The organism is Opitutaceae bacterium TAV5 (assembly GCA_000242935.3).
Classification (GTDB): domain Bacteria; phylum Verrucomicrobiota; class Verrucomicrobiia; order Opitutales; family Opitutaceae; genus Geminisphaera.
On the sequence record CP007053.1, the window covers coordinates 7,120,024 to 7,142,133 of the forward strand.

General features: G+C 64.9%; 14 protein-coding genes. 11 read left to right on the top strand and 3 right to left on the bottom strand.

Features of this window, described 5'->3' with window-relative positions; genetic code table 11:
- Positions 1-10: 10 nt before the first annotated feature.
- The 5 genes from OPIT5_30090 (at position 11) to OPIT5_30110 (ending at position 8,780) form a co-directional block, all read left to right on the top strand.
- A complete protein-coding gene (locus tag OPIT5_30090; GenBank protein AHF94935.1) occupies positions 11-2,947 on the top strand; it encodes a hypothetical protein in 2,937 nt (978 codons plus the stop codon).
- Positions 2,944-5,865 (top strand): alpha-L-rhamnosidase, encoded by a 2,922-nt coding sequence (locus tag OPIT5_30095; protein ID AHF93784.1) that lies wholly within the window; start codon positions 2,944-2,946, stop codon positions 5,863-5,865. The genes OPIT5_30090 and OPIT5_30095 overlap by 4 nt, the downstream gene beginning before the upstream one ends.
- A gap of 15 nt (positions 5,866-5,880) precedes the next feature.
- Complete coding sequence (locus tag OPIT5_30100) at positions 5,881-6,861, top strand: xylose isomerase (protein ID AHF93785.1); 981 nt, start codon at positions 5,881-5,883, stop codon at positions 6,859-6,861.
- Between the two features lie 189 nt (positions 6,862-7,050).
- Positions 7,051-7,758 carry a lysophospholipase gene (locus OPIT5_30105; GenBank protein AHF93786.1) on the top strand — a complete coding sequence of 236 codons (708 nt, stop codon included), beginning with the start codon at positions 7,051-7,053 and terminating at the stop codon, positions 7,756-7,758.
- An 8-nt stretch (positions 7,759-7,766) separates the two neighbouring features.
- Positions 7,767-8,780, top strand: coding sequence for a neuraminidase (locus OPIT5_30110; protein AHF93787.1), 1,014 nt, complete (start codon positions 7,767-7,769; stop codon positions 8,778-8,780).
- 32 nt (positions 8,781-8,812) lie between these two features.
- Here the strand turns inward: OPIT5_30110 and OPIT5_30115 are convergent, their stop codons facing one another.
- Entirely contained in the window at positions 8,813-11,551 is a 2,739-nt protein-coding gene (locus OPIT5_30115) for a peptidase U32 (GenBank protein AHF93788.1), read from the bottom strand.
- Positions 11,552-11,705: 154 nt separating this feature from the next.
- Between OPIT5_30115 and OPIT5_30120 the strand changes: the two genes are divergently transcribed.
- The 6 genes from OPIT5_30120 to OPIT5_30145 all read left to right on the top strand — a co-directional run bounded on the left by OPIT5_30120 (position 11,706) and on the right by OPIT5_30145 (position 18,553).
- The gene (locus OPIT5_30120) at positions 11,706-11,909 is read left to right on the top strand and encodes a hypothetical protein (protein ID AHF93789.1); all 204 of its coding nucleotides are present in this window, start codon (positions 11,706-11,708) and stop codon (positions 11,907-11,909) included.
- Positions 11,906-13,312 carry a hypothetical protein gene (locus tag OPIT5_30125; GenBank protein ID AHF93790.1) on the top strand — a complete coding sequence of 469 codons (1,407 nt, stop codon included), beginning with the start codon at positions 11,906-11,908 and terminating at the stop codon, positions 13,310-13,312. Before OPIT5_30120 ends, OPIT5_30125 begins: the two co-directional genes overlap by 4 nt.
- 237 nt (positions 13,313-13,549) lie before the next feature.
- Positions 13,550-14,599, top strand: a complete 1,050-nt coding sequence (locus tag OPIT5_30130) for a UDP-3-O-(3-hydroxymyristoyl) glucosamine N-acyltransferase (GenBank protein AHF93791.1) — start codon at positions 13,550-13,552, stop codon at positions 14,597-14,599.
- A gap of 169 nt (positions 14,600-14,768) precedes the next feature.
- A complete protein-coding gene (locus tag OPIT5_30135; protein ID AHF93792.1) occupies positions 14,769-15,716 on the top strand; it encodes a ribose-phosphate pyrophosphokinase in 948 nt (315 codons plus the stop codon).
- A 152-nt stretch (positions 15,717-15,868) separates the two neighbouring features.
- Positions 15,869-16,849, top strand: a complete 981-nt coding sequence (locus OPIT5_30140; GenBank protein ID AHF93793.1) for an aldo/keto reductase — start codon at positions 15,869-15,871, stop codon at positions 16,847-16,849.
- Between the two features lie 294 nt (positions 16,850-17,143).
- Positions 17,144-18,553, top strand: a complete 1,410-nt coding sequence (locus tag OPIT5_30145; GenBank protein ID AHF93794.1) for a protease Do — start codon at positions 17,144-17,146, stop codon at positions 18,551-18,553.
- Here the strand turns inward: OPIT5_30145 and OPIT5_30150 are convergent.
- Both OPIT5_30150 and OPIT5_30155 read right to left on the bottom strand, forming a co-directional pair.
- A complete protein-coding gene (locus tag OPIT5_30150) occupies positions 18,541-19,632 on the bottom strand; it encodes a beta-lactamase (GenBank protein AHF93795.1) in 1,092 nt (363 codons plus the stop codon). The genes OPIT5_30145 and OPIT5_30150 overlap by 13 nt on opposite strands.
- Before the next feature lie 125 nt (positions 19,633-19,757).
- Positions 19,758-21,914 (bottom strand): hypothetical protein, encoded by a 2,157-nt coding sequence (locus tag OPIT5_30155; GenBank protein ID AHF94936.1) that lies wholly within the window; start codon positions 21,912-21,914, stop codon positions 19,758-19,760.
- Between the last annotated feature and the right edge of the window lie 196 nt (positions 21,915-22,110).

Genomic DNA, 22,110 nt, shown 5'->3' on the forward strand with positions numbered 1-22,110 from the left:
TTTTTTCACCATGTTTCCTCTCCCGCGCCTGTTCATCCGGGTTATTGCTTTTTTCCCCGCCACCTTCGCCGCCGTTTTCTCCCACGCCATGATGCCACCCGGGGCTCCGGCCACCGATTCTTCCGGCGAATTACCTGCCGATGTGGTCAGTATTCTCTCATGGCGCATCGGCTCATCCTTTACCAGAGGCGCTTCCACGCTCGCCGGGACGCTCACGCTCGTTCCCGCCGCGCAGGCTACCCGCATCCAGTTTCATCTTTACCGCATCGTGGCCGGCCCCGGCTCCCCTGCCCAGGAGCCGATCGCCTCTTCCGTTTCCTTCGTACCGGCGCGCAGTCCCGTCTGGGTGCGCAATCCATCCGTACAAGTCCCCTTTGCCCTCGCCGTTCCCGAAGACCTGCCGGACGGACGCTATCGGCTCGAATCCTCGGCCCTCCCCGGCCAGCAACTCCGGGGTGAACTCACCTTCGACCTGACTCGCGGAAATCCGCCCCCGCCCGTCGTCCCGGAAAAACTCTCTGCATCCGGCTCCGGCCGGGATTGGGAAATCACGATCCCCAAAATCGTCGAGCGAGAGTCCCGCCTTGAAGCCTGGTTTTTCCTTGCCGCCGGCTCCGGCAATACATCCGGCGCGCTCATGGCCACCGCCTCGTATCCGATCCCGGGTGACACCGGAAAAATGCGGATCCGCCTTCCGGACGAACCGCGCTGGCGGGAAATCTCCTCCGGCATCCTGCGCTTTCACATAGGCGAAACCGCCCTCGCCAGCGATCCCGTCCCCGTCAGCTTCACGGTCGTGGCACCGCCAGACGCCACCCGGAAACCCATCGCCCACGGTGTCTACACCCGGGCCGACGGCACCCGGCACTACTGGCATGCCGACGATACGCATACGCTCAACTGGAACGGCGTCCCGTGGATTCCCTTTGGCGGCATGTTCTACCTCTTCCCTGCCAAAGCCACCCTTCGCGAGCGGGCCGCCGAACGCGTCGCCATTGCCCGCCATCTCGACACCCTCCAGACTGCCGGTTTCCGCGACCTCTACGTCAATGCCGGCGTCGGCCTGACGTCCCCCGAATGGTTCGTCCAGACTGTTGTGGACGAATTCAACCGTCGCGGCATCCACTTCGGCTGGCAACTCACTACCGGCGCCAAGCCCTTCGCCGCCTGGGAAATCTACTCTTCCACCTCGCAGGGCCTCATTCGCGCCCGCGCTTCCCTCCCGGGAAAACTCGAAGCCGAAATCCCGCAAGTCCCCCTCACCGAACTTCTGGTCATCCCCGCTTCCGGCGCCGGCTCCGCCCGCCGCATTCCCTTTTCCTCCGCAGTCAAAACGGTCGCCGGAGGCATGGAGATCGCCCAGATTCTGGAATCGGAAAACTCCGCCAAAAAACAGCGCGTCACGCTGGATATCCCGGACCTCTCTCCCGGCGACTATTACGTCCTCGCCAACACCCTCCAGCAGGGAAAACGCGTCTCCAATGTCTGGGAGCGCCTCGACGAAACCCTCGCCGGACTCGACTGGATCAGTCACATCGACTGGGGGTCCGGACTTCGCTTTTTTGTCGATCCCGAATGCAACGAGGGCGGCATCAACAACCGCCACGAAACCGTGCGGGTTTCCTCTCCGTCATTTGAAACCGACTACGCAAGCTGGCTCCGCAATCGCTATCGCGGCGATATCGCCGCCCTCGCCGCAGCCTGGAGCCTTCCCCGCGCCGCCCTCGTCGATTTTTCGCAAGCATCCCGCCTCGTTCCGTTCCGCGATCTGGATTCGCCCCGCTACCGTCAACAGAACACCGTCACGCTCGTCGATCCGCAGACCGGAAAGATTTTTAACACCACGACCGACGAAGGCGCGAGCTGGATGGACTACCTTCAGGCAGTCCGGGAATCCTACGCCCGCAAGCGCGACGAAATTGCCCGTTACATAAAAACCCGCGTCAATGTTCCCGTGATCATCAAGCGTGTCTCGCCCTGGGTTTCCACCGAGGGCATTCCCCGTTCCCCCGGCGGCATCGACGGCATCGGCCTGGAACTCTATCCCGACAACGGCAGCGGAGTCCCCTACGGCGGACTCAGCGGCCGCGCCGAAGCCGACCTTGCCGCGCAGACCACGTGGCTTCTGGCGACCGAACTCGGCTACAGCGCCAAGCCCGGCAACCTCGGAGTGCGCAGCTGGCCCGACAAGGCGACCTTCGAGCGCATCGTCCGGGAAACCGTCTCCACCGGCGCGAAAGGAATCTATCTCTTCGGCTGGCGCCTTCCGGGTAAGGAATGGGAAAACCACGTCCTCCTCGACCAGCCCGACCGTCTGCGCTGGGCCAGCGAAATTGCCGGCCGCCTTCGTGCCGACCCCCCGGTCGCCTGGACCCGCTACGGGCTCATTTTCCCGGAGGGCCAGTCCTGGTGGTGGCGCTCCAACGGCAAGCTCTGGACCCGTTACAACTGCATCTACCGCGACCCGCCTTCCGTCTTTTCCCAGTCCGCACGCCTCGCCGGCGATGGTCCCGATGCCCTCTGGGCAGTCAGTTCCGGCGTGCCCGTCCCCGACGCCAACCCGGTCGTCGTCAATCTGGCCGATCCGTACTTCGCAAAATACTACACAGGGGACATCGACCGGATGATGGATGCCCGCAAGCATGTCATCTATCTCGGCCGCTGGCCTGCCGGCGCCGACACGCCGGCCCGGCTTGCCCGTCACTTTTCCTCCCCGGGCCAGACACTTCCGCTCCCGGGTTCGGAGGGCGAATTCCAGCCGCTCCGGCTCTATCCCGGCGATGAAGCGCTCGCCCGCGATTCCAGCGGCAACGTCTGGGCCAAGCTCAACCCTCGCGACCGCCTCCTCATCGTCTCCGCCACGCCCGCCGGGCCTGCCGCCAGAAACTCGGCGCAGCCTCCTCCCCATCTGAAACCGGAATGGATCACCCGGCTCCTTTCACAATGACCTTTCACCCTTCCGCCCGCTGGATCTGGGACGACTCCGATCCCGGAAAAATCGAGCAATACGATCTGCTCGCCCGTCGCGAATTTCGCGTCGGACCCGCCCTCCTCCAAAAAATCCGGACATCCGGCGACGCCCGCCTGCGCATCACCGCCGAGTCGTATTATCAGGTCTGGCTCAATGACCGCGTGCTTGGTCACGGTCCGGCCAAGTCGCCGGAAGGCGAGCGGTTTGTGGATACCTTTGATCTCTCGCCGTCCGATCTGCTGCGCGAGGGCGACAACCGCCTGGGAGTGCTCGTCCACGCCCTCGGCGTCGGCACCATGAACGCCTGCCCGGACGGAGCCGGGCTGATTTTCCAGATCGAGCTGCCCGACGGGAGCGTCATCCCCAGCGATCCTGCGACCCTTGTGCAACGCGACCCGCAACGCCTCAAGCGCACCGTCCGGAGGTGGATGATGCCCTGTATCGAGGATGTGGATGCGAATGCAGAAGTGGCATGGGCTTCCAGCCCATGTTCGGGAGGTGACGAAAAATCTTCGCATGGCGAACTGGCGGTGCGTCCCTCATCCATCCAGTCACACGGGCTGGAAGCCCGTGCCACTTCCTGGCGTCCCGCCACCCTTGTGGATCATCGCGCCAGGCTCCTGCCCCGCCCCGTGCCGCTCCCCTCCCGCACGCCGATCTCGCCCAATCGTGTCATCGCCTGCGACGACGTGCAGTTCCCCAACTTTTCCTGCACATTCCGGATAAAACCCTACCTCGTGAACGAGCAGGAGCAGGGCCGCTGCAACCTCTTTCAACAGCCCGCACTCATCGTCACCGACCTGATCTCGGAGTGCGACCAGGAAATCGAACTCGTGCCGACCGCCGGCCAGGTCATCTGGTTTTTCCACGACAAAAAACTTGTCCACAGTTCCGGCTGGGGACGGTGGCCCGGCGACCCGACCCCGAAAACGCTGCGTCTGCACCAGGGAGCCAATCGCCTCGTCGGCGTGCATGTGGAACGCGATCATTTCCAGTATGCCAATCTGGCGGCCTTTGCACCCCATCCGGTGTATCCGGAAAACCCGTTCGGGAAAGGCGGCTTTCAAGTCCTCCTCGCGGATGAACGCCCGCTGCTATCCGATGACGAACGCGAGCTTTCTCCCGCCGCGCAGGAACTCATGGCACATGGCCCCTATCCGGACATGGACCCGCAGCATACGCTGACTGACGCCAATCCCCAGGATCTCGTCGCCAACGCCAGGCGGACAAGTGGCGCGGGCGTCCCGCCCGCTTCCCCGACCGCCTCGTTATTTACCCTTCCCCCTTCCCGATGCCCGGGCTCGGCTGTCCGCCTCATCGTCGATCTCGGAGCGATCCACAACGGATGGCTTGCTTTCTCCGCCTTCGGCAAGGCCGGCGACACCCTCATCTTTTCGTTCTTCGAATCCCTCGCGCCCGGCGCGCCCCTCCGCATCGTCTGGCCCGGCCCCCTCAACAACGCCATCCGTTACCGCCTGCGCGACGGCTGGCAGCATTTTGAAAGCTTTTTCGCTTACGGCGTCCGCTACATCGGCGTCCATCACCAAGGAGACGCTCCCGTAGAAATTCGTGATCTTCGCATCCTTTCCGCCCACTGCGGCAACCTTCCCGCCGCCTCCATCCGCACGGGCGATGTCGCGCTCGACGCCATCCATGCCCTCTGCGAACAGACTCTGTACGCCGCCACCGACGACACGCTCACCGACTGTCCCACCTACGAGGCCGTCAACTGGAACTTCGACAACCGCCTCGGCACCCTCGCCGACTTCACCACTTTCCGCAATCTGCCGGTTCTGCGGAATACCATCGAGCACTACACCCGCGACCCGCTTTATCCCGGCCTTGTGCGTTCACATGCTCCCAGCACCTGGGAGAATCGCATTCCCGTTTTCAGCTTCCACTGGATCCTCCTCTGTCGCGATTACCACTGGCACACCGCCGACCGCGCCTTTGTCGGGCGCGTGTTCCCCCAGGTCGCCCGCGGCCTCGAGGAGGCTCTCGGCATGATCGACCCTGCCCTCGGTCTCCTCCGCTGGCGTGATCCTCACGATGGCTGGCACCTCGCCGACTGGGCGCAAGGTCGCGACGACAAGCACGATGTCGTCTCCGCCGAACAGGCCCTTCTCCTCGGTGCGCTCGAGGCCGGCGAATACCTCGCGGAGGAAATGCTGAAGACTGATAAGCTGAAATCTGAAATTCTCCAGACCTGCATCACTCATTGGCAGGCCGCGCGTGCCAGCCTCTGTAGCGCTATTGACCGTCATCTCTGGTCTTCCGACCGCGACGCCTATGCCGACAGCCTCCATGCGGACGGCACGCTTTCGCCCGTCAGCAGCCAGGTCAGCAACGCCGCGCTCGCCCTTCATGGCGCAGGCTCCCCCGAATGGCATACCCGGTTTCATCGCCGGCTCCAGACGAGGGACCCGGCGCTCCTTCCCTTCGGCAGCCCCATGGGTCTCTTCTACCTCCTCGAATTCCTCGACCGGCGGGACGACGTCGAAACCATCTTCAAGCTCATCCGCGACAAGTGGACGCCCATGCTGGCCGCCGGCGACAGGACTGCCTGGGAACACTTCCCCGAATACTCCGGCGATCCCGACTTCCCGACCCGCAGCCGCTGCCATCCCTTCGCCACCTGGATTCTCAAGTACTACGTCAAATACCTGCTCGGCCTCACCGCCACGGCTCCGGGGCAGCATGAATTCCGCTTCGATCCGCGCCCGCCCGCCGATCTCGACTCCTTTCAGGGTGCCCTCCCTGTCACCGATGGATGGATACGGGTGAGCTGGCGTCGCAAGGACGACGGCCGCCTCGATGCCGCCATCGAAGCTCCGCCCGGCATCACCCTCACACGATCATTCCAGCCTGTGCCGTCTGTAGTTCTTACCTCCTGATTATTCTCAATTCCCATGAACCGCTACTCCGTCATCCTCGGCAATCTCGGCAACACCTGCGACCGCTTCCTTCCCACCGGCTACAAGGACGTGCCGCCCAAGTCCGAACTGATCCGCCAGGCCGCCGCCATCCCCGGCATCGAAGGCATCGAACTCGTCGGCACCTGGGACATCACCGAACAAAACGCCCGCGACATTCACGCCCTCCTTGCCGACGCCGGTCTCGCCTGCGTTTCCATCATCCCGGACCTGTTTTCGCAAAAACGCTGGGGACTCGGCAGCCTCTCGGCCAAATCCGCCGACACCCGCCGCCAGGCGCTCGAAGAATGCCGCGCCGTCTCCCGCATCGCCCAACAGATCGGATGCCCGCTCATCAACCTCTGGCTCGGGCAGGACGGCTACGATTATCCGCTCACCGCCGACTACCGCACCCAGCGCGCCCACCTCACCGAAAACATCCACACCGTGGCCGGCGAGTTTCCCGATCTGCGCTACGCCCTCGAATACAAGCCCAAGGAGCCGCGCAATTTTTCCTTCCACGCCCGCGCCGCCGACACGCTCCTCATGGCCAGCGAAACCGGCCTGTCCAACGTCGGTGTGTGCATCGACGTCGGCCACGCCTTCATGGCCGGCGAGAACGTGGCCGAGTCCGCCGTCCTGCTCCAGCATTACGGCGAAAAGCTGTTCCACATGCACTTCAACGACAACTACCGTTCGTGGGACGACGACATGATCGTCGGCTCCGTGCATGTTGTCGAATACCTCGAACTCCTCCACTGGCTCCGGGAGACCGGCTACGCCGGTTGGTATTCGATGGACCAATACCCTTACCGCGAGGACGGCGCCGCCGCCGTCCGTGAAAGTGTCGCCTTCCTCCGCGACCTCGAAACCCTCCTCACCGACGCCCGCCGCGCCGATCTCCGGAAACTCATCGCCGCCGGTGACGCCACCGCCACCACCCGCTACCTCCGCGAACTCCTCTTCGCCCGCTCCTGAAAAAGATGAACGTGGCACAAAGGCACCGGGTGCAGACCACGGAGGATGTGGTCATCGTGAAGGAGCGCGAAATGCCTGAAAAATCATCCGGCCTTCTTTTTGAATCTTTTTGCAGCCATTCCATCCCTTCTGCCTCCGGATTGTTCTTTGTGCCTCTGTGTCTCTGTGGTTAATCTGAAATTGCTTCCCATGCACCGCTTCCACCAGCGCATCCGCGAAAAGGCCCTCGACGTCACCGCCGCCCCCGTCCTCATCGTGGCTTTCGGGGACAGCGTCACGCAAGGGGCCATGGAATACGGACGGCTCGCTCCCGACACGGTTTACCACCGCCTCCTGCAAACCCGGCTCGAACAGCATTATCCCACGACCACCTTTTCCACGCTCAACGCCGGAGTCGGCGGCAGCAGCGCTCCGCAGGCCCTCGCCCGGCTCGACCGCGACGTCATCCGCCATCAGCCCGACCTCGTGCTCATTGCCTTTGGGCTCAACGATTCGCTCGGCGGTCCCGAAAAACTCGCCGGCTTCGAAGCCGCCCTCACGCAAACGATCGCCGCCATCCGGGAAAAAACCGAAGCCGACATCGTTCTCCTCACGCCTCCTTTCATGGCCACGCGCCGAAACCCTGCCCGTATCCATCCCCGCCATCTCGATTTCGCCGACTCCATCCTGCGCACCCAATGTGACGGCGCCCTTGCTCTCTACGCCGAAAAAATCCGCGACATCGCCCGCAACACCCGAACCCCGCTCGCCGACATCCACGCCTCCTGGACCCGTCTCCGCGACACGGGCGCCGATACCGACGACTGGCTTGGCAACGGCCTCAACCATCCCGACATCCGTGGCCACCGCCTCGCCGCCGACCTCCTCTTCCAGACCATCCTCGCAACCGCCGTCTGAACACGTCCATGCCCGCCACCGCCACCCATCCAACGCTGCGCGCCGAATTCATTTTCGAGACCGCGCCGACTCCTTCCTGCCACGCCTCGACCCTTGCCGAGACGCCACACGGCCTCGTCGCCGCCTGGTTTGGCGGCAAACGCGAATGTTTCCCCGACGTCGGCATCTGGCTCGCCCGCCTCGACGCCGCCACCGGCCAATGGACCGAGCCGGTCGAAGTCGCCAACGGCATCCAGCACACCACCGAAGACGGCCAGGTGCTCCGTTACGCCTGCTGGAATCCCGTCCTCTTCCAGCCCCGCCACACGCCCGGCGCGCCGCTCGTCCTCTTCTACAAGGTCGGCAAAACCCCGCAAACCTGGTGGGGCATGATGACCACGTCCGCCGATGGCGGCCACACATGGGCCTCGCACCGCCGTCTCCCCGAAGGCATTTGCGGTCCCGTCAAAAACAAACCCGTCGAACTCCCCGATGGCACCTGGCTTTGTCCCGCCAGCACCGAAGAATCCGTGACCACCGGCTGGCGCGTCCACTTCGAACGCACCGCCGACGCCGGCCGCACCTGGACCCGCACCGCGCCGGTCAATGACGGCATCGACTACGGCGCCATCCAGCCCAGCATCCTCCGTCACGACGGAGGCCGCCGCCTGCAGGCCATCGGCCGCACGCAACTCGTCAAACGCCTCTTTTCGACCGACTCGCTCGACGCCGGTCGCACCTGGAGCGAGATCGCTTTTCTCGACGTTCCCAATCCCGACTCGGGCACCGATGCCGTCACCCTGGCCGACGGCCGCCATGCCCTCATCTGCAATCCGACCGAAAGCGGACGCTCGCCCCTTTCGCTCGCCCTGTCCAGTGACGGCCTCCGCTGGACCCGGGTTCTCGACCTCGAAACCGGACCCGGCGAATACAGCTACCCCGCCATCATCCAGACCGCCGATGGCCACCTCCACATGACCTGGACGTGGAAACGCGAACGCATCAAACACGCCGCCATCGATCCCTCCGGCCTTGTCGGGTAAATCCCTGCGGCGCCCATGCCGGCCGCCCCGTTTCACGTCTTCCGGAAAATCACCCTCGGCGCGGCGTCGAGCTGGCCGCGGGTGACGCCGAGCTGGTTGATCAGCCGGAGCTCGCGCCACAAATCCGCCCCCGAGATCTCGCCGCGCAGAAGCTGGCGATAACGCTCCAGCGTGCGGCGGATGTCGCCCGGCTCCTCGTGCATGAACTCCACCCGGAAATGCCGCGCCCCGAGATCGAGCATCCGGCGGGCAAACTCGGCTCCCGTCTGCGCCCGGTTGTTGTAAACGGTGTTGCGGCAACCCGCGTCGGCCCGCAACGGAAACTCCGCCCCCACGCGGTCGCGCAGGTGCACGCGGTGCTTTTCGCAGGGCCGCCCGCAATCGTGATAGTCGCGCCCCTCCGAGAGAAACGCGCAGAACACGCAATGCTCCATGTGAAACATCGGCATGTGCTGGTGCAGCGTGATGTCGAACCACGCGCCGGGCGCCGCGCCGAGCAGGGCGTCGAGCTGGTGGATATTGAGATCGTAGCTCGCGGTGACGCGCTCCAGTCCGTAACGGGAAACCAGATACTCGGCCGTCAGCGGGTTGGCGACGTTGAGCGAAAAATCGCCCCGTTTGCGGTCGCCGGCGAAATAGCGCAGGTGCTCGTGGTTGCGCACGAGGTAGCCGTCGGCCTCGCTGGAGCGCACCTGTTTGAGAATCCATTCCTCGCCCGGCTTGTGCACGCGCGGCGGGGCCACCCAGATGGAGGACGCGGAGCTTCCTCCATCCGGAGTTTCGGGTTCAGGGTCTGGAGTCCGGAGTCCGGTTGCCTGCCATTCGCGGAAACGCCGCACGGCGTCGCGGTAATATTTCGGGTTCTCGAATTCGCAGTACACCGTCCGCACGCCCTCGCAGCCGAGCACGGCGTCGAGCTGGCCGAGGCTGCGGATCACCGGAATGATCTCCGGTCCCGCCGCGACAGCCGGGACGTCGTCGGTATCCACCTTTCCACTGCGAATCCGCCACGGCGCCTCGTCTGCCGCCGGCTCGCGCAACGTCCAGCGCAGCGGGGCGGCGCGCAGGCGTTCGAGCGCGGCGACGGCTTCGCGGCGCACGCGGTTGAGTTCGCTGATGGGCAGGATGACCGCGCCTTCGAGCCGCACGTCGAGTTCGCCGAGCGCGAAGGGCGTGCCGCCGAGACGGCCGAGCTGGTCGCGCAGCCGCTCCGCGTCGAGCGGCTGCCGGTCGGCGGCGGCGAGTGGCACGGTGGAATCCGTCCGCACCACATGCCCCGCGCCGTCGTTGACGATCAGCGTGAGCGGTGCGCCCGCGTGCCCGTGGACTTCCATCGCCACGACGCGGCGGAACCGGATTTTTTCGCCCTCGAACGTCGCCCGCAATTCGCGGTCGAGCGCCGGGTCGCCGGTTTTCCAGAGGCGGTTGCCGGCGCGCACCCGGCGAAAGTCGATGTCATCCCGCCCGAACCGCACCAGCGTCAGGCCGCCGGCCGCGCCGGGGCGGGTGCTGCCGCCTCTGCCGTCGCGCGGCGGCGATTGCGGTTCCACCTGGTAAACGCGTCCGCCTTCCTCGCCCGCCTCGGGCGTGCCGGCGTCGAAGACCACGCCGTCGCCCGGCTTGAGCGGCGCTTCCAGCCGCACGAGCACGCCGTCGGGCGCGACCAGACGCTGCACCTCGCCGAGAAACACCCCGCGTTTCGTGCCGAATCGCCCGTGCGCCAGTTCCTGGTTGTTGATCCCGCGAAACCAGCCCGTGTAAAGCCCGCGGGAAAACGCCATCTGCAATTCGTAGCGCTCCCGGCTTTCGTCGAAGGCCGCGTTTTCTGCCGCTTTCCCCGCGCCCACCTCCGCCCGCGCCGGTTCGCCGAGCACGCGGTCGAGCGCCTGCCGGTAAACGCGGGTGATGCTCGCCACGTATTCGGGGCTCTTGAGCCGCCCCTCGATCTTGAGCGAGGCGACGCCGGCCCGCACGAGTTCCGGCAGCACGTCGAGTCCGGCGAGGTCCTGCGGACTGAGCAGGTATTTGCGGTCGCCGAGATCGACCTTCTCGCCGTCGGAAAACAGTTCGTAGGGCAACCGGCACGCCTGCGCGCACTCGCCGCGGTTGGCCGAGCGGCCGCCGAGCGATTCGCTGGTGAGGCACTGCCCGGAGTACGCCACGCAAAGCGCCCCGTGCACGAATACCTCGAGCGGCAGCGGCGCGCCCTGGCCCGCCGCCTGCGCCGCGCGCTGCGCCTCCTGGATGCGGTCGATTTCCGCGATCGAGTTTTCGCGCGCCAGCACGACGAGGCTCGCGCCGAGTTCGCGGGCAAATGCCACGCCGGCATCGCTGGTCACCGTCATCTGCGTGGAGCCGTGGATCGGAAAATCGGGCGACAGCCGCCGGATGAGCCGGCACACGCCGATGTCCTGGACGATGGCCGCATCGACGCCCGCAGCGATGATGCCGCGCAGGTAATCGGCCGCATCGGCCAGTTCGTCGGCGAAGACGAGCGTGTTGAACGTCACATAACCGCGCACGCCCCGGCGGTGCAGAAACGCCATCAGCGCCGGCAGGTCGGCCTGCGTGAAATTTTTCGCGCGCATCCGCGCGTTGAACCGCTCCAGCCCGAAATAGATGGCGTCGGCGCCGTTCTCGACCGCCGCCCGCGCGCACTCCCAGTCGCCGGCGGGCGCGAGCAACTCCGGGCGCACCGGCAGCCGGTGGCCGGAGACAGTCGCGGGCAAGGAAGCGTCGTTGGTCAGTGACGGCATGAGCGGGCACACCATGCCCGCCCGCTCCCCGTCGGCAAGTAGCAACGTGAGGTCAGGGACGGCGCGGAAGTGGCATGGGCATCCTGCCCATGACTGGAGTTTGGCACCGACTAGTTTTCCAGGAGGAAAGGCTTGATCAATAGTCTAGTTTTAATACTAGTTTTTTTTCATGGGCTATCCAACCAAAGTTCAATGCATCCAGCGCAAGGAAACCTCGCAGTATTACATCAACTTCCCCGCCCCCATCGCCCAGGCGATGGACTTCGCCAAGGGTGAGACCGTCGAGTGGACGATCCACGACAAGGGCCATCTGATCGTTTCGCGACGGGAGGTTCCGCCCGGTCCTGTCCCGGTAAAAAAAACGGCACGTTGAGCGAAGCCTTCGATTATTTGCTCGACGGCCTTGCCCCGGTCTTTGCCTCGCCGGAGGATTTTAGCCGCGCACGCACCCAATGGCTGGCCGGCTTGCTTAATCTGGGCCGGCACACGGTGACCGGGGCATTGAGCACCGCCGGCTCCCAGCACCGGGACTGGTCGGCGGAGTATCGCCTGCTGCAGCGCCTGCCGGTCGATCCGATCTTCGCGCATGTGCGACGCGAAGCGCTGGCGGCCACCGATGCCGACAGGCCCTGGGTGGTCGCGCTGGACGACTCGATCACGCGCAAAACCGGCCGCTGCATCCCCGGCTGCGGCTGGCGCAAGGACCCGCTCGGCCCGCCCTTCAACATCAACTTCGTCCGGGGCCAGCGCGTGCTTCAGTTCTCCGCCGCCATTCCCGCCGCCGACGGCTCGGCCCGACTGGTGCCGGTGGACTGGCAGGAGGCCCCTTTGCCCAAAAAGCCCTCGCGCCACGCCGATGCCCAAACGCAGAAGGCCTATGTTGAGGCCCGCAAACAGGCCAGCATCAACGAAGTCGCCGCCGGACGCATGGAGCACCTGCGCACCGTGACCGAACGACCGATCCACTGGGTGAGCGACGGACGCTTCACCAACCGCACCCTGCTGCGCCGGCTGCCGGAGAACACCGTCCTGATCGGCCGGGTGCGCAAGGATACCAGGCTCTACGCGCCCTGCGACGGGCGGCCCGGCAAAAACGGACGCCCCCGCAGGTATGGCGACACCCTGCCCACGCCGGAACAGTTGCGCACCGACGACACCGTGGACTGGCTCCGGGTGCCGGCCTTCGCGGCGCAAAAGCGCCACGATTTTAAGATCAAGACGCAAGGCCCGGTGCTCGCGCGTATAACCGGAGTGGATACGCTGGTTCGCGTGGTGGTGATCGCCCCCCTGGGCCACCGGCTGAGGAAAGACAGCAAGCTGCTCTACCGCCAGCCCGCCTACCTCATCTGCACCGACGCGGACGTGGCGCTCGAAGACATCCTGCAGGAATACCTGTGGCGCTGGGATATCGAGGTGAACTTCCGCGACGAAAAGTGCCTGCTCGGCGTAAGCGAGGCCCAGGTGCGCGAACCCGAGGCGGTGCGCCGCCAGCCAGCCTGCGCGGTGGCCGCGTATGCCCTGCTGCTGCTCGCCGCCCATCGCACCTATGGCCCGCACGGACTGCCGCCCTCGGTGCCTCTGGCCAAATGGCGACGTGGGGAACCCCCGCGCCGCGCCACCACCGGCCTGCTCATCAACCAACTGCGCGTCGAACTGTGGTCGCCCCACCTCCGCCGCGAGAGTTTATCCCACTTCTGCTCTCGCCCCTCCCCGGATCAGAAGTCCCATAAACCCTCTTCCGACCTCGCATCCGCCTTGTTCTACTCCCATAACTGAATCTCGCATGCGCCAAACTCCAGTCACGGGCTTCCTGCCCATGATTCCGGGGTGGCACGGGCATCCCTGCCCGTGTCTTGCACCGGACACAGGCGGCGCTGCGCGCCGTCCACGGCCAGGATGGCCGTGCCACATGCACGCTGCCCCTGACCTCACTTTGGGTGACATCCCTCTCTTCACCGGATCCGCAAAAACCGTTGCCCGCGCCCGACCTTCGCCCTTGGGTCTTCTCTTTCCATGAAACTCACCTTCAGCGCCGACGAGATCATCCGCCTCCTCCAGCCCGTTGCCACGCTCGGCTCCACCCGTGAAACCGTCCGCTCCATCGCCGCCCTCCGCGACGCGCAGCCCGGCGACCTCTCGTTTCTTGGCAACCCCAGGTACAAGAGCGAGGTCGCCACCACCGCCGCCTCCGTCGTTCTCGTCCCCGAAGACTACGACGCCGCGCCCGCCGACAACCAGCTCTTCCTCAAGGTCCCGTCCCCCTCCGCCTCCCTCGCCACGCTCTGCGCCGTCATCGAAAGCCGGCTCTGGCCGCGGCCCCACCCCGGCATCCATCCGTCCGCGATCATTGCCGATGGCGCGCAGATCGCCGCCAGCGCCACGATCGGCCCGCTCTGTGTGATCGGGGAAGGCGCGGTCATCGGCGAAAACACCCACCTCCAGGCCCAGGTTTTTGTCGACCGCGCCGCCCGCATCGGCGGCGGTTGCTGGCTCGCCCCTCACACCCATGTGGCTGCGTACTGCGAACTTGCCGACCGCGTGCGGCTCCATGCCGGCGTCGTTATCGGCAGCGACGGCTTCGGCTACGAATTCACCGCCGGCCGTCACGCCAAGATTCCCCAGATCGGCACCGTTCTTGTCGGCAACGATGTCGAGATCGGCGCCAACACCACCATCGACCGCGCCCGCTTCAGCCGCACCGTCATCGGCGAAGGCACCAAAATCGACAACCTCGTGCAGATCGCCCACAACGTCGTCGTCGGGAAGCACTGCATCCTCTGCTCCCAGGTCGGCATCTCCGGCAGCACCACGCTCGGCGATTTTGTGATCCTCGGCGGCCAGACCGGCGTCGCCGGCCACCTCACCCTCGCCAGCGGCACCAAGGCCGGCGGCCAGACGGGCATCAACATCAACACCGAACCGGGCACCTATCTCAGCGGTACTCCATCACTTCCGCACATGCTGGAACGCCGGCTCTTCATTCTCCACCAGCGCCTGCCCGACCTCTTCCGCAAGGTCGATTCGCTGGCCGCCCAGGTCGCCGAACTGAAACCGAAGACCTGACGATACCCAAAAAAGACTTCCGCCGCCTGGCCCTTGCGTGTCAGCCTGCACCCTTTCCGCAACACACACCGGCCACCGTTTCGCCTCCGTCCGCCTTCATTCACCTTCGTCCCTTCCTGTCCATTTCGTCCCTCTCCGTCCCTCACTCCTCCAGCACACCACCTCCTTCATGAGCGCACCGCACTTCAAGGTCTTCTCCGGAAATTCCAATCGGCCCCTGGCCGAGGAAATCTGCCAGCATATCGGCGTGCCTCTCGGGGAGGCGGTCGTCACCAGTTTTCCGGACGGCGAGTCGTTCGTGAAAATCAACGAAAACATCCGCGGCAAGGACGTCTACATCGTGCAATCCACCTGCACGCCGACGAACCACCACCTGATGGAGCTCCTCATCATGATGGACGCCGCCCGCCGCGCCTCGGCCAAACGCATCACCGCCGTCATTCCCTTCTACGGTTACGCCCGCCAGGATCGCAAGGACCAGCCCCGCGTCCCCATCACCGCCAAGCTCGTCGCCAATCTTCTCGTCGCCGCCGGCGCCAACCGCATCCTCACCATGGATCTGCACTCGCAGCAGATCCAGGGTTTTTTTGACATCCCCGTCGACCACCTCTTCGCCTCGCCCGTCTTCTTCAAGTACCTGGAAAGTTTCCGCGCCGAAAACCTCGTCGTCTGCTCCCCCGACGTCGGCGGCATGAAGATGGCCGCCGCCTACGCCGGCATCCTCGGCGCCGGCCTCGGCATGGTCTGGAAAAAACGCACCAGCGCCACCACCGTCGAATCCGTCAACGTCGTCGGCGAGGTCGCCGGCAAGGACGTGCTCATCGTGGACGACATCACCGAGACGGCCGGCACACTCGTCAACGCCGCCAAGCTCCTCCGCGCCAACGGCGCCATCTCCGTGCGCGCCGCCGTCAGCCACGCGCTCCTCAGCCCGATGGCCTACGAACGCCTTCGCACCGGCGGCCTCGACGAGCTCATCACGACCAACTCCATCCCGCTCGAGACGCGCGACCTCCCGATCAAGGTGCTCAGCATCGCCCCGCTCCTCGCCGAGGCGATCATGCGCATCAACAACAACGAGAGCGTCACCAGCCTGTTCAAGGTGAAGGGATTCTGAATATTGGAAGTTTGGAATTTGAAGTTTGGAGTTTGGAGTTTGGAGTCGAGCCCGGAGGGCGGAAAGCGACGGCGAAGACCGGTTTTCCAAACTTCAAACGTCCAACTTCAAACGTCCAATTCCCGTCCTCAACGCTCCATCCCGATTTTGACATGTCATCCGCCGCATCCGCCAGCACCTCCCCCGCCCCGTCCACCTCGCGCCTCATTTACGGGTGCATGAGAATCGGAGGCGCATGGGACGCGTCTCCGCTCACCGACGAGCAACGCCGCGCCGCCTTCGCCGCACTCGACGCCGCGCTGGCTGCCGGCATGACGTTCTTCGACCACGCCGACATCTATTGTCGCGGCAAATCCGAAAAAGTCTTCGGCGATTACCTTCGCGCCCATCCCGGGCTGCGCGAGCGCATCGTCATCCAGTCCAAATGCGGCATTCGTTTCGCCGATGATCCCGTGCCCGGCGTGCCGGCGCGCTACGATTTCAGCCACGATCACATTCTGCGCTCGGTGGACGGCATCCTGCAACGGCTCGGCATCGACCAGCTCGATTCCCTCCTGCTCCACCGGCCCGACTGCCTGGTCGAGCCCGAAGAAGTCGCGCGGGCGTTCGACACCCTGCACACCTCCGGCAAGGTGCGGGCCTTCGGCGTCAGCAACCACACGGGACCGCAGATCGACCTCCTTCGCCGATACGCCAGGCAACCCCTCGTGGCCAACCAGCTCGAGATCAGCCTCGCCCATGCCCCGATGATCACCGAAGGCTTCCTCGCCAACCAGCGCGGCTCCGTCTCCCTGCTCGCCACCGGCATGCTCGATTACTGCCGCCTGCACGACATCACCGTGCAGGCCTGGAGCCCGGTCGGCGGCGGACGACTCCTCAAAACCGACCTGCCCGCGGACGATCCCCTGCAACCCGTCATCGCGCTTCTCAAGACGATGGCCGCTGGAAAAGGCGTCGGCATCGATGCGCTGGCGCTCGCCTGGCTGCTACGGCACCCGGCGGGCATCCGGCCCGTCGTCGGCACGACCCGGCCGGAACGCATCGCCTCGAGCGCGCAGGCCGAACACATCACGCTCTCGCGCGAGGAATGGTACGCCCTGCTCACCGCCGCCCGCGGAGCCAAAATGCCCTGAGCAGAACGGGAGGATTTTCGATTCCGATTTTCGATTATTGGACTGATGTGATGCGGAGCGTCGTGGCGCGGGCGTCTCGCCCGCATCTGCTGGAGGCCACTTCCCCTCCCTCGCGTAACATCAGTTATTGGGGCGGTGCAACCGTTTGAGAGCGACGCGACCGTAGCCAATCGAAAATCAGGAATCGAAAATCGAAAATCCCCCTCCCCCCCCCGGCAACGCACCGCATCCGACAGGCGGGAACCTTGCGCACCGGCGGCGGTCGATTCTCCATTCGCGTTAAAAAACCGACTTATGAAAATCCGAAACATCCTGACCCTCCTGCTGGCCGCCATGGCCGGCGCGACACTCACCTTCGCCGTCGTCGCCAAAGAGGAAAGCAAGTCGCCGCAGATCAAAACCGATGACGCCCCTCTCGCCAAAACCTCCGGCGGCGTCGTCACCAGTTACGCCGACGTCATCGAGCCGGTGCAAAAGGCCGTCGTTTCGGTGTATTCGAGCAAAACCGTCCATCAGCAGATCAACCCGCTTTTTCGCCGTTTCTTCGGCGACCAGATCCCGGGCGGCGGCGGCGACTACAAGCAGGAAGGCCTCGGCTCCGGCGTCGTCGCCACGGCCGACGGCTATATCCTGACCAACAACCACGTCGTCGACGGCGCCGACGAGCTCAAGGTCGCCCTTTCCGACGGACGCGAACTCACCGCCAAACTCGTCGGCGCCGATCCCAAGACCGACGTCGCCGTCATCAAGATCGAGGCCTCCGACCTGCCCGCGATCACCTTTGCCGACAGCGACAAGATCCGCGTCGGCGACGTGGTCTTCGCCGTCGGCAACCCGCTCGGCGTCGGCCAGACCGTGACCCAGGGCATCGTCTCCGCCACCGGCCGCAACAGCCTCGGCATTATCGGCAACGGCGACGGCTACGAAAACTTCATCCAGACCGACGCCGCCATCAACCAGGGCAACTCCGGCGGCGCGCTCGTCGACGCCGAGGGTCGCCTGATCGGCATCAACACCGCCATCATCTCGCCCTCGCGCGGCAATATCGGCATCGGTTTTGCCATCCCGGCCAACCTCGCCGCCGGCATCATGCGCAGTCTCGTCGAAACCGGCGGCGTGCAGCGTGGCTACCTCGGCATCCAGGGCCAGGACGTCACCGAAGAAATCGCCGACGCCGCCGGGCTCAAGAAGGGCACGACCGGCATCATCATCAACGACATCCCCTCCGACAGCCCTGCGGGCAAGGCCGGTCTGCGCCGCAACGACGTGGTCACCGCCGTCAACGAACGGCCCGTGAAATCGATGCGCGACCTGCGCCTGCAGATCGCCTCGCTCGCCCCCGGCACCGAGGTGAAAGTCACCTACCTGCGCACCGGCAAGGAACACACCGCCACCGTGAAGCTCGGCGCGCTCTCCGACACCGGCGGCGACGAAATCCTGTCCGGCGTCCGTGTCGAGCCGCTCACCGATGAAACCCGCCGCCAGATCGGCGCGCCCAAGGACCTGGCCGGCGTGGTCATCACCTCGGTGGCGGAAGACTCGCCCTACAACGGCCGGCTCGGCGAAGGTCTGCTCATCGTGGAGATCAACAACCAGCCCGTGAGCGACGCCGATTCCGCGCGCAAGGCCGTGCGCAAGGGTGCCAACCAGTTGCTGGTCTACACCCGCGGCTACCTCGTGCGCCTGCCTGTTCAGGTGAAATAACCTCCGTTCCCGTCGCGCCCGGACGGCGGATTGGCAGAAAAACCGCCGCTCCGGCAATCGACACTCCCGCCCGGCGTCAGCGTCACAAAACGCTCCGCCGGTTCGCCCGCCTCGGCCAGCGCCGCCGCCAGTTCCTGCGGCGGCGCCTCCCGCCCCTCGTCCGTCAACTGAAACGTCCCCCAGTGCATCGCAACGCTCTGCCGCGCGCCGAGCTCGCGATGGATGCGCACGGCATCCGCCGGATCGCAATGGTGCACCGACATGAACCAGCGCGGCGCGTACGCCCCGATCGGCAACAACGCCAGGTCCGGCGCGCCGAGCCGCTCGCGGATTTTTTGAAAAAGCCCCTCCTCGTAACCCGTATCGCCCGCAAAATACAGCGTCGCCTCCCGCCCGGCCCGTTCTCCCTGCGCCGCCGACAGCCCGGGTTCGGCATAAAAACCGCCCCAAAGCCGGCCGTTGCGCCCCCCGCTCAGGCGGTTGCTCCAGTGATGCGCCGGTGTCACCGTAATCCGGATACCCTCCGTGCCGCCGCCGCCTTCGCCTGTTGCCGGCAGCAGGTGCGCCTGCCACCAGTCGAGCTCGACGATCCGGCCCGGCGTGAAACCCGCCCGCCGCAGCAGCGCGCCGTTGCCGAGCGGCGTGATCGCCAGCGGCCGGTGCGCCCGCCAGAGCCGCCGCAAGGTGGCGAGGTCGCAATGGTCATAATGATCGTGACTGAGCAGCACCGCATCGATCCGCGGCAGCGCCCCGAAGGCTACGCCCGGCGGATGCACCCGGCGCGGTCCCGACAATCCCAGCGGGCCGCACCGGTCACCCCAGACCGGATCGGTGAGCAGGTTGCCCGCCGGCGATTGCAGCAAAAACGTGGCATGGTTGACCCACGTCGCCCGCCACCCGCGCTCCGGCGGCGGGGGCGGCGCGACCGGCGCGATGTTCACCCGGGCCGGCCAAGGCTCGCGCTGCCCGGCAAATTTCCACCGCAACACGTCGGCGAGATTCCGGCCGACGTGATCGCGGGCGTTGAAGAAACGAAAACCGTCGCAATGATCGGAAACGGGAAACCGGTGAACAGGCATGGCGGAGAGGCCAGGATGAGACCACCGGGTACCGGCGACGGCAAGACGGAGCGATGGCGCACCGGGATACGTGACGCGGGCGTTCCGGATTTTCAGCGACAGTCCGGGAGAGCGTTTCAAGGAGATCACTGGCCGCTGGTCAGACAAGAAGGGAGGTTAACATCCAGTTTTCCTGCCGATTGCGAAATTTCGATCAACCCGGAAACCGTTTCGATCTGATAAAGAAAATCTTCCTTTATTCGAGGAGTGCAACGCACGTTTGCCCATCCTGGCACGGCTGGCTGTATCCCCAGAAAACCTTCAACGATGAGCGAATTGACCGAGGCCCCCCACGCATGGGCAGTATTGAATTCCGATGGTGTTGCTCCCTCTGCCCACGTCGGACTGCCTGTCGCAGCCTGCCGCCCACACGTCTCGTCAAGACAGGCAATCGCATCGGATGCATAGCCATTCGCGACGAGAGGCTGCAACAGCAACTGCCACCAACCCGGCCCCATGGACGCCCGCGAGGCGCCCGCGGTAGTCAACCATCGGGCAACATTTTTCAGCAGGACATCGCGTCGTTTTTCCTCAAGGAAAGCTGCCATTTGCAAATTCCCGTGAAGACTGTGGGTTAACGTTTGCCCGGCAGGAATATGACCAAATGTGTTATGCGATCCGGGATTCACCGTCGGTTCCAGGTGGTCGCGCCAGAGTCCCGCCAACGGGTCGTAAAACCGTTCGATGGCGGCTTGCAGGAGTCGCTTGCGTCGGGCCGCCAGGGCCGCAACTTCGGTATCATCATTTTCGTTGGCGAGCCATTCGGCAGCCGCCAATGCGTGGAGTGACGCCGCATTGACGGGCAACGAAAACGGACGCCTGTCCAGCGGCGCCCAATCCATCCAGTGCCAGGCAAAAGCGGGCGGTACAAAAATATCCTCGACGTAGTGGCGTTCGCATTGCGCAAGAAATCTCGCCAACGGTTGGCGGACCTCCGGCCAAAAATCCCTGTCGGCAGTCATCAGGTAATAATCCCGGCAACTGGACACCCACTGAAAAGCATGGTCGAACAACACCATGAAACTCGCCTGCGCCGGAACAACGGACGACGGGATGCCATTCCCGTCGATCCCCTCGCCAATCAACCAGAGGCAATGTCTCCACAGGCGGGCATCGCCGAATGTATAAAAAGATGCCTTGCCGCTCACGCAGGCATCGAATGTCCAGAGCACATTTTCGCGCGCGCATGTATCCACAATCACATCCGAGGAGCATGAACGGAGACTTTCCGCCGACATTTGCCAGTATTTCGTAAAATCGCTCCTCTCGCATTCGAACCGGACTTTTGCCGGCCACGGATACTCGCTCCCGTTGAATTGCGGAATGAACCGGCAACGCCCGGGCCCGGCCGCCCGAATGGTCACGAAGCGGCAACCGCGAGGTTGCAATGTCTGCCACACGTCCCCGCCGCGCACGGGGATCATGGAGTCGCAGAATCCCTCCTGCTCACCGTGGAACCCGGACATCACCGAGGGTTTTCCGTCAAAGGCCAGATCGTAAAAAAATTCCAGACGCACGTTTCCCGACACATCAACCACCCTGATGCCCGCGCGGAGCGGACGGGTTTTCCCGAGATCAAAAACCCACAGATTGACCTCGCGATTTTCCAACGGCGAAATGCCGTCCCAGGTTTGTTCAACACGGGAGGCATTGCGCATTCGTTCGGGAAAACGGTGGCAAAGGTTGCCGCCTGGTTCCATTCCACGGTCATCCTGGCCGCTCCAGACATGGCGCGCGTGCAGATGCTCGACTGCCAGCAGAGGAACGGGACGTTCACGCAAAAAATCCCAGGGAGGCGTCCCTGCTCCGCCCAGCAAACGGGCGGGCCGCCATTTGTCGGAATCCAGCGTGTCATCCTTCGCGGTCAGCCAGTTTTCCGGTTCGCCAGCCAAGTCCCAATGCTCCTGATGGCCTGTCGGCAAGGAGGTGAGAAAACCGTGCGAATCAATCCAGTCCGCAACGCAGGTCCGCCACCCCTCCCCGCTGCCGAACGCGCGCGCATGGCCGTCCGTCCCGGTGATCTCTCCGGCGAGGAAAAAACCGGTGCGCGTCGGGCATGAATACCCGGTGACGCCCGTTGGCGGCAGGACGACGGCGGCAATCGTGTTGGCTCCGGGTTTGAGCCAGCGGGTGATGTCGAGCCGGTCAAGGAAGCGGTAGCGCGGAAACGCGCGCGCCGGTCCGGAAAGCACCCAGGCCCCGTTCACCCACAGGTTGTAAACATGGGACGCAGTCGTATTCACAACTACGCTACGACATTCACCCTCCAGGGAGACCTCGTGGCGGAATGCCACGGGATGCCGCTGAACGGGCGCGGCGTCCAGTTGCCAGGGCGCGGGGCCGATCCATTGTCCGCGAGCCCATGTTGCCGGCCCGCCTGCGGTCGGCCCGGTTTCCGGGATCACAAGAGTCGGCATGGGATGCGGAGATTCTTCGTGG

What these genes read in the sequence shown, in the direction of transcription:
- OPIT5_30130 (AHF93791.1), top strand. Translation starts at nt 13,550, where the DNA reads ATGAAACTCACCTTCAGCGCCGACGAGATCATCCGCCTCCTCCAGCCC.
- OPIT5_30120 (AHF93789.1), top strand. Translation starts at nt 11,706, where the DNA reads ATGGGCTATCCAACCAAAGTTCAATGCATCCAGCGCAAGGAAACCTCG.
- OPIT5_30150 (AHF93795.1), bottom strand. Translation starts at nt 19,632, where the DNA reads ATGCCTGTTCACCGGTTTCCCGTTTCCGATCATTGCGACGGTTTTCGT.
- OPIT5_30090 (AHF94935.1), top strand. Translation starts at nt 11, where the DNA reads ATGTTTCCTCTCCCGCGCCTGTTCATCCGGGTTATTGCTTTTTTCCCC.
- OPIT5_30135 (AHF93792.1), top strand. Translation starts at nt 14,769, where the DNA reads ATGAGCGCACCGCACTTCAAGGTCTTCTCCGGAAATTCCAATCGGCCC.
- OPIT5_30145 (AHF93794.1), top strand. Translation starts at nt 17,144, where the DNA reads ATGAAAATCCGAAACATCCTGACCCTCCTGCTGGCCGCCATGGCCGGC.
- OPIT5_30105 (AHF93786.1), top strand. Translation starts at nt 7,051, where the DNA reads ATGCACCGCTTCCACCAGCGCATCCGCGAAAAGGCCCTCGACGTCACC.
- OPIT5_30100 (AHF93785.1), top strand. Translation starts at nt 5,881, where the DNA reads ATGAACCGCTACTCCGTCATCCTCGGCAATCTCGGCAACACCTGCGAC.
- OPIT5_30110 (AHF93787.1), top strand. Translation starts at nt 7,767, where the DNA reads ATGCCCGCCACCGCCACCCATCCAACGCTGCGCGCCGAATTCATTTTC.
- OPIT5_30115 (AHF93788.1), bottom strand. Translation starts at nt 11,551, where the DNA reads ATGGTGTGCCCGCTCATGCCGTCACTGACCAACGACGCTTCCTTGCCC.
- OPIT5_30095 (AHF93784.1), top strand. Translation starts at nt 2,944, where the DNA reads ATGACCTTTCACCCTTCCGCCCGCTGGATCTGGGACGACTCCGATCCC.
- OPIT5_30140 (AHF93793.1), top strand. Translation starts at nt 15,869, where the DNA reads ATGTCATCCGCCGCATCCGCCAGCACCTCCCCCGCCCCGTCCACCTCG.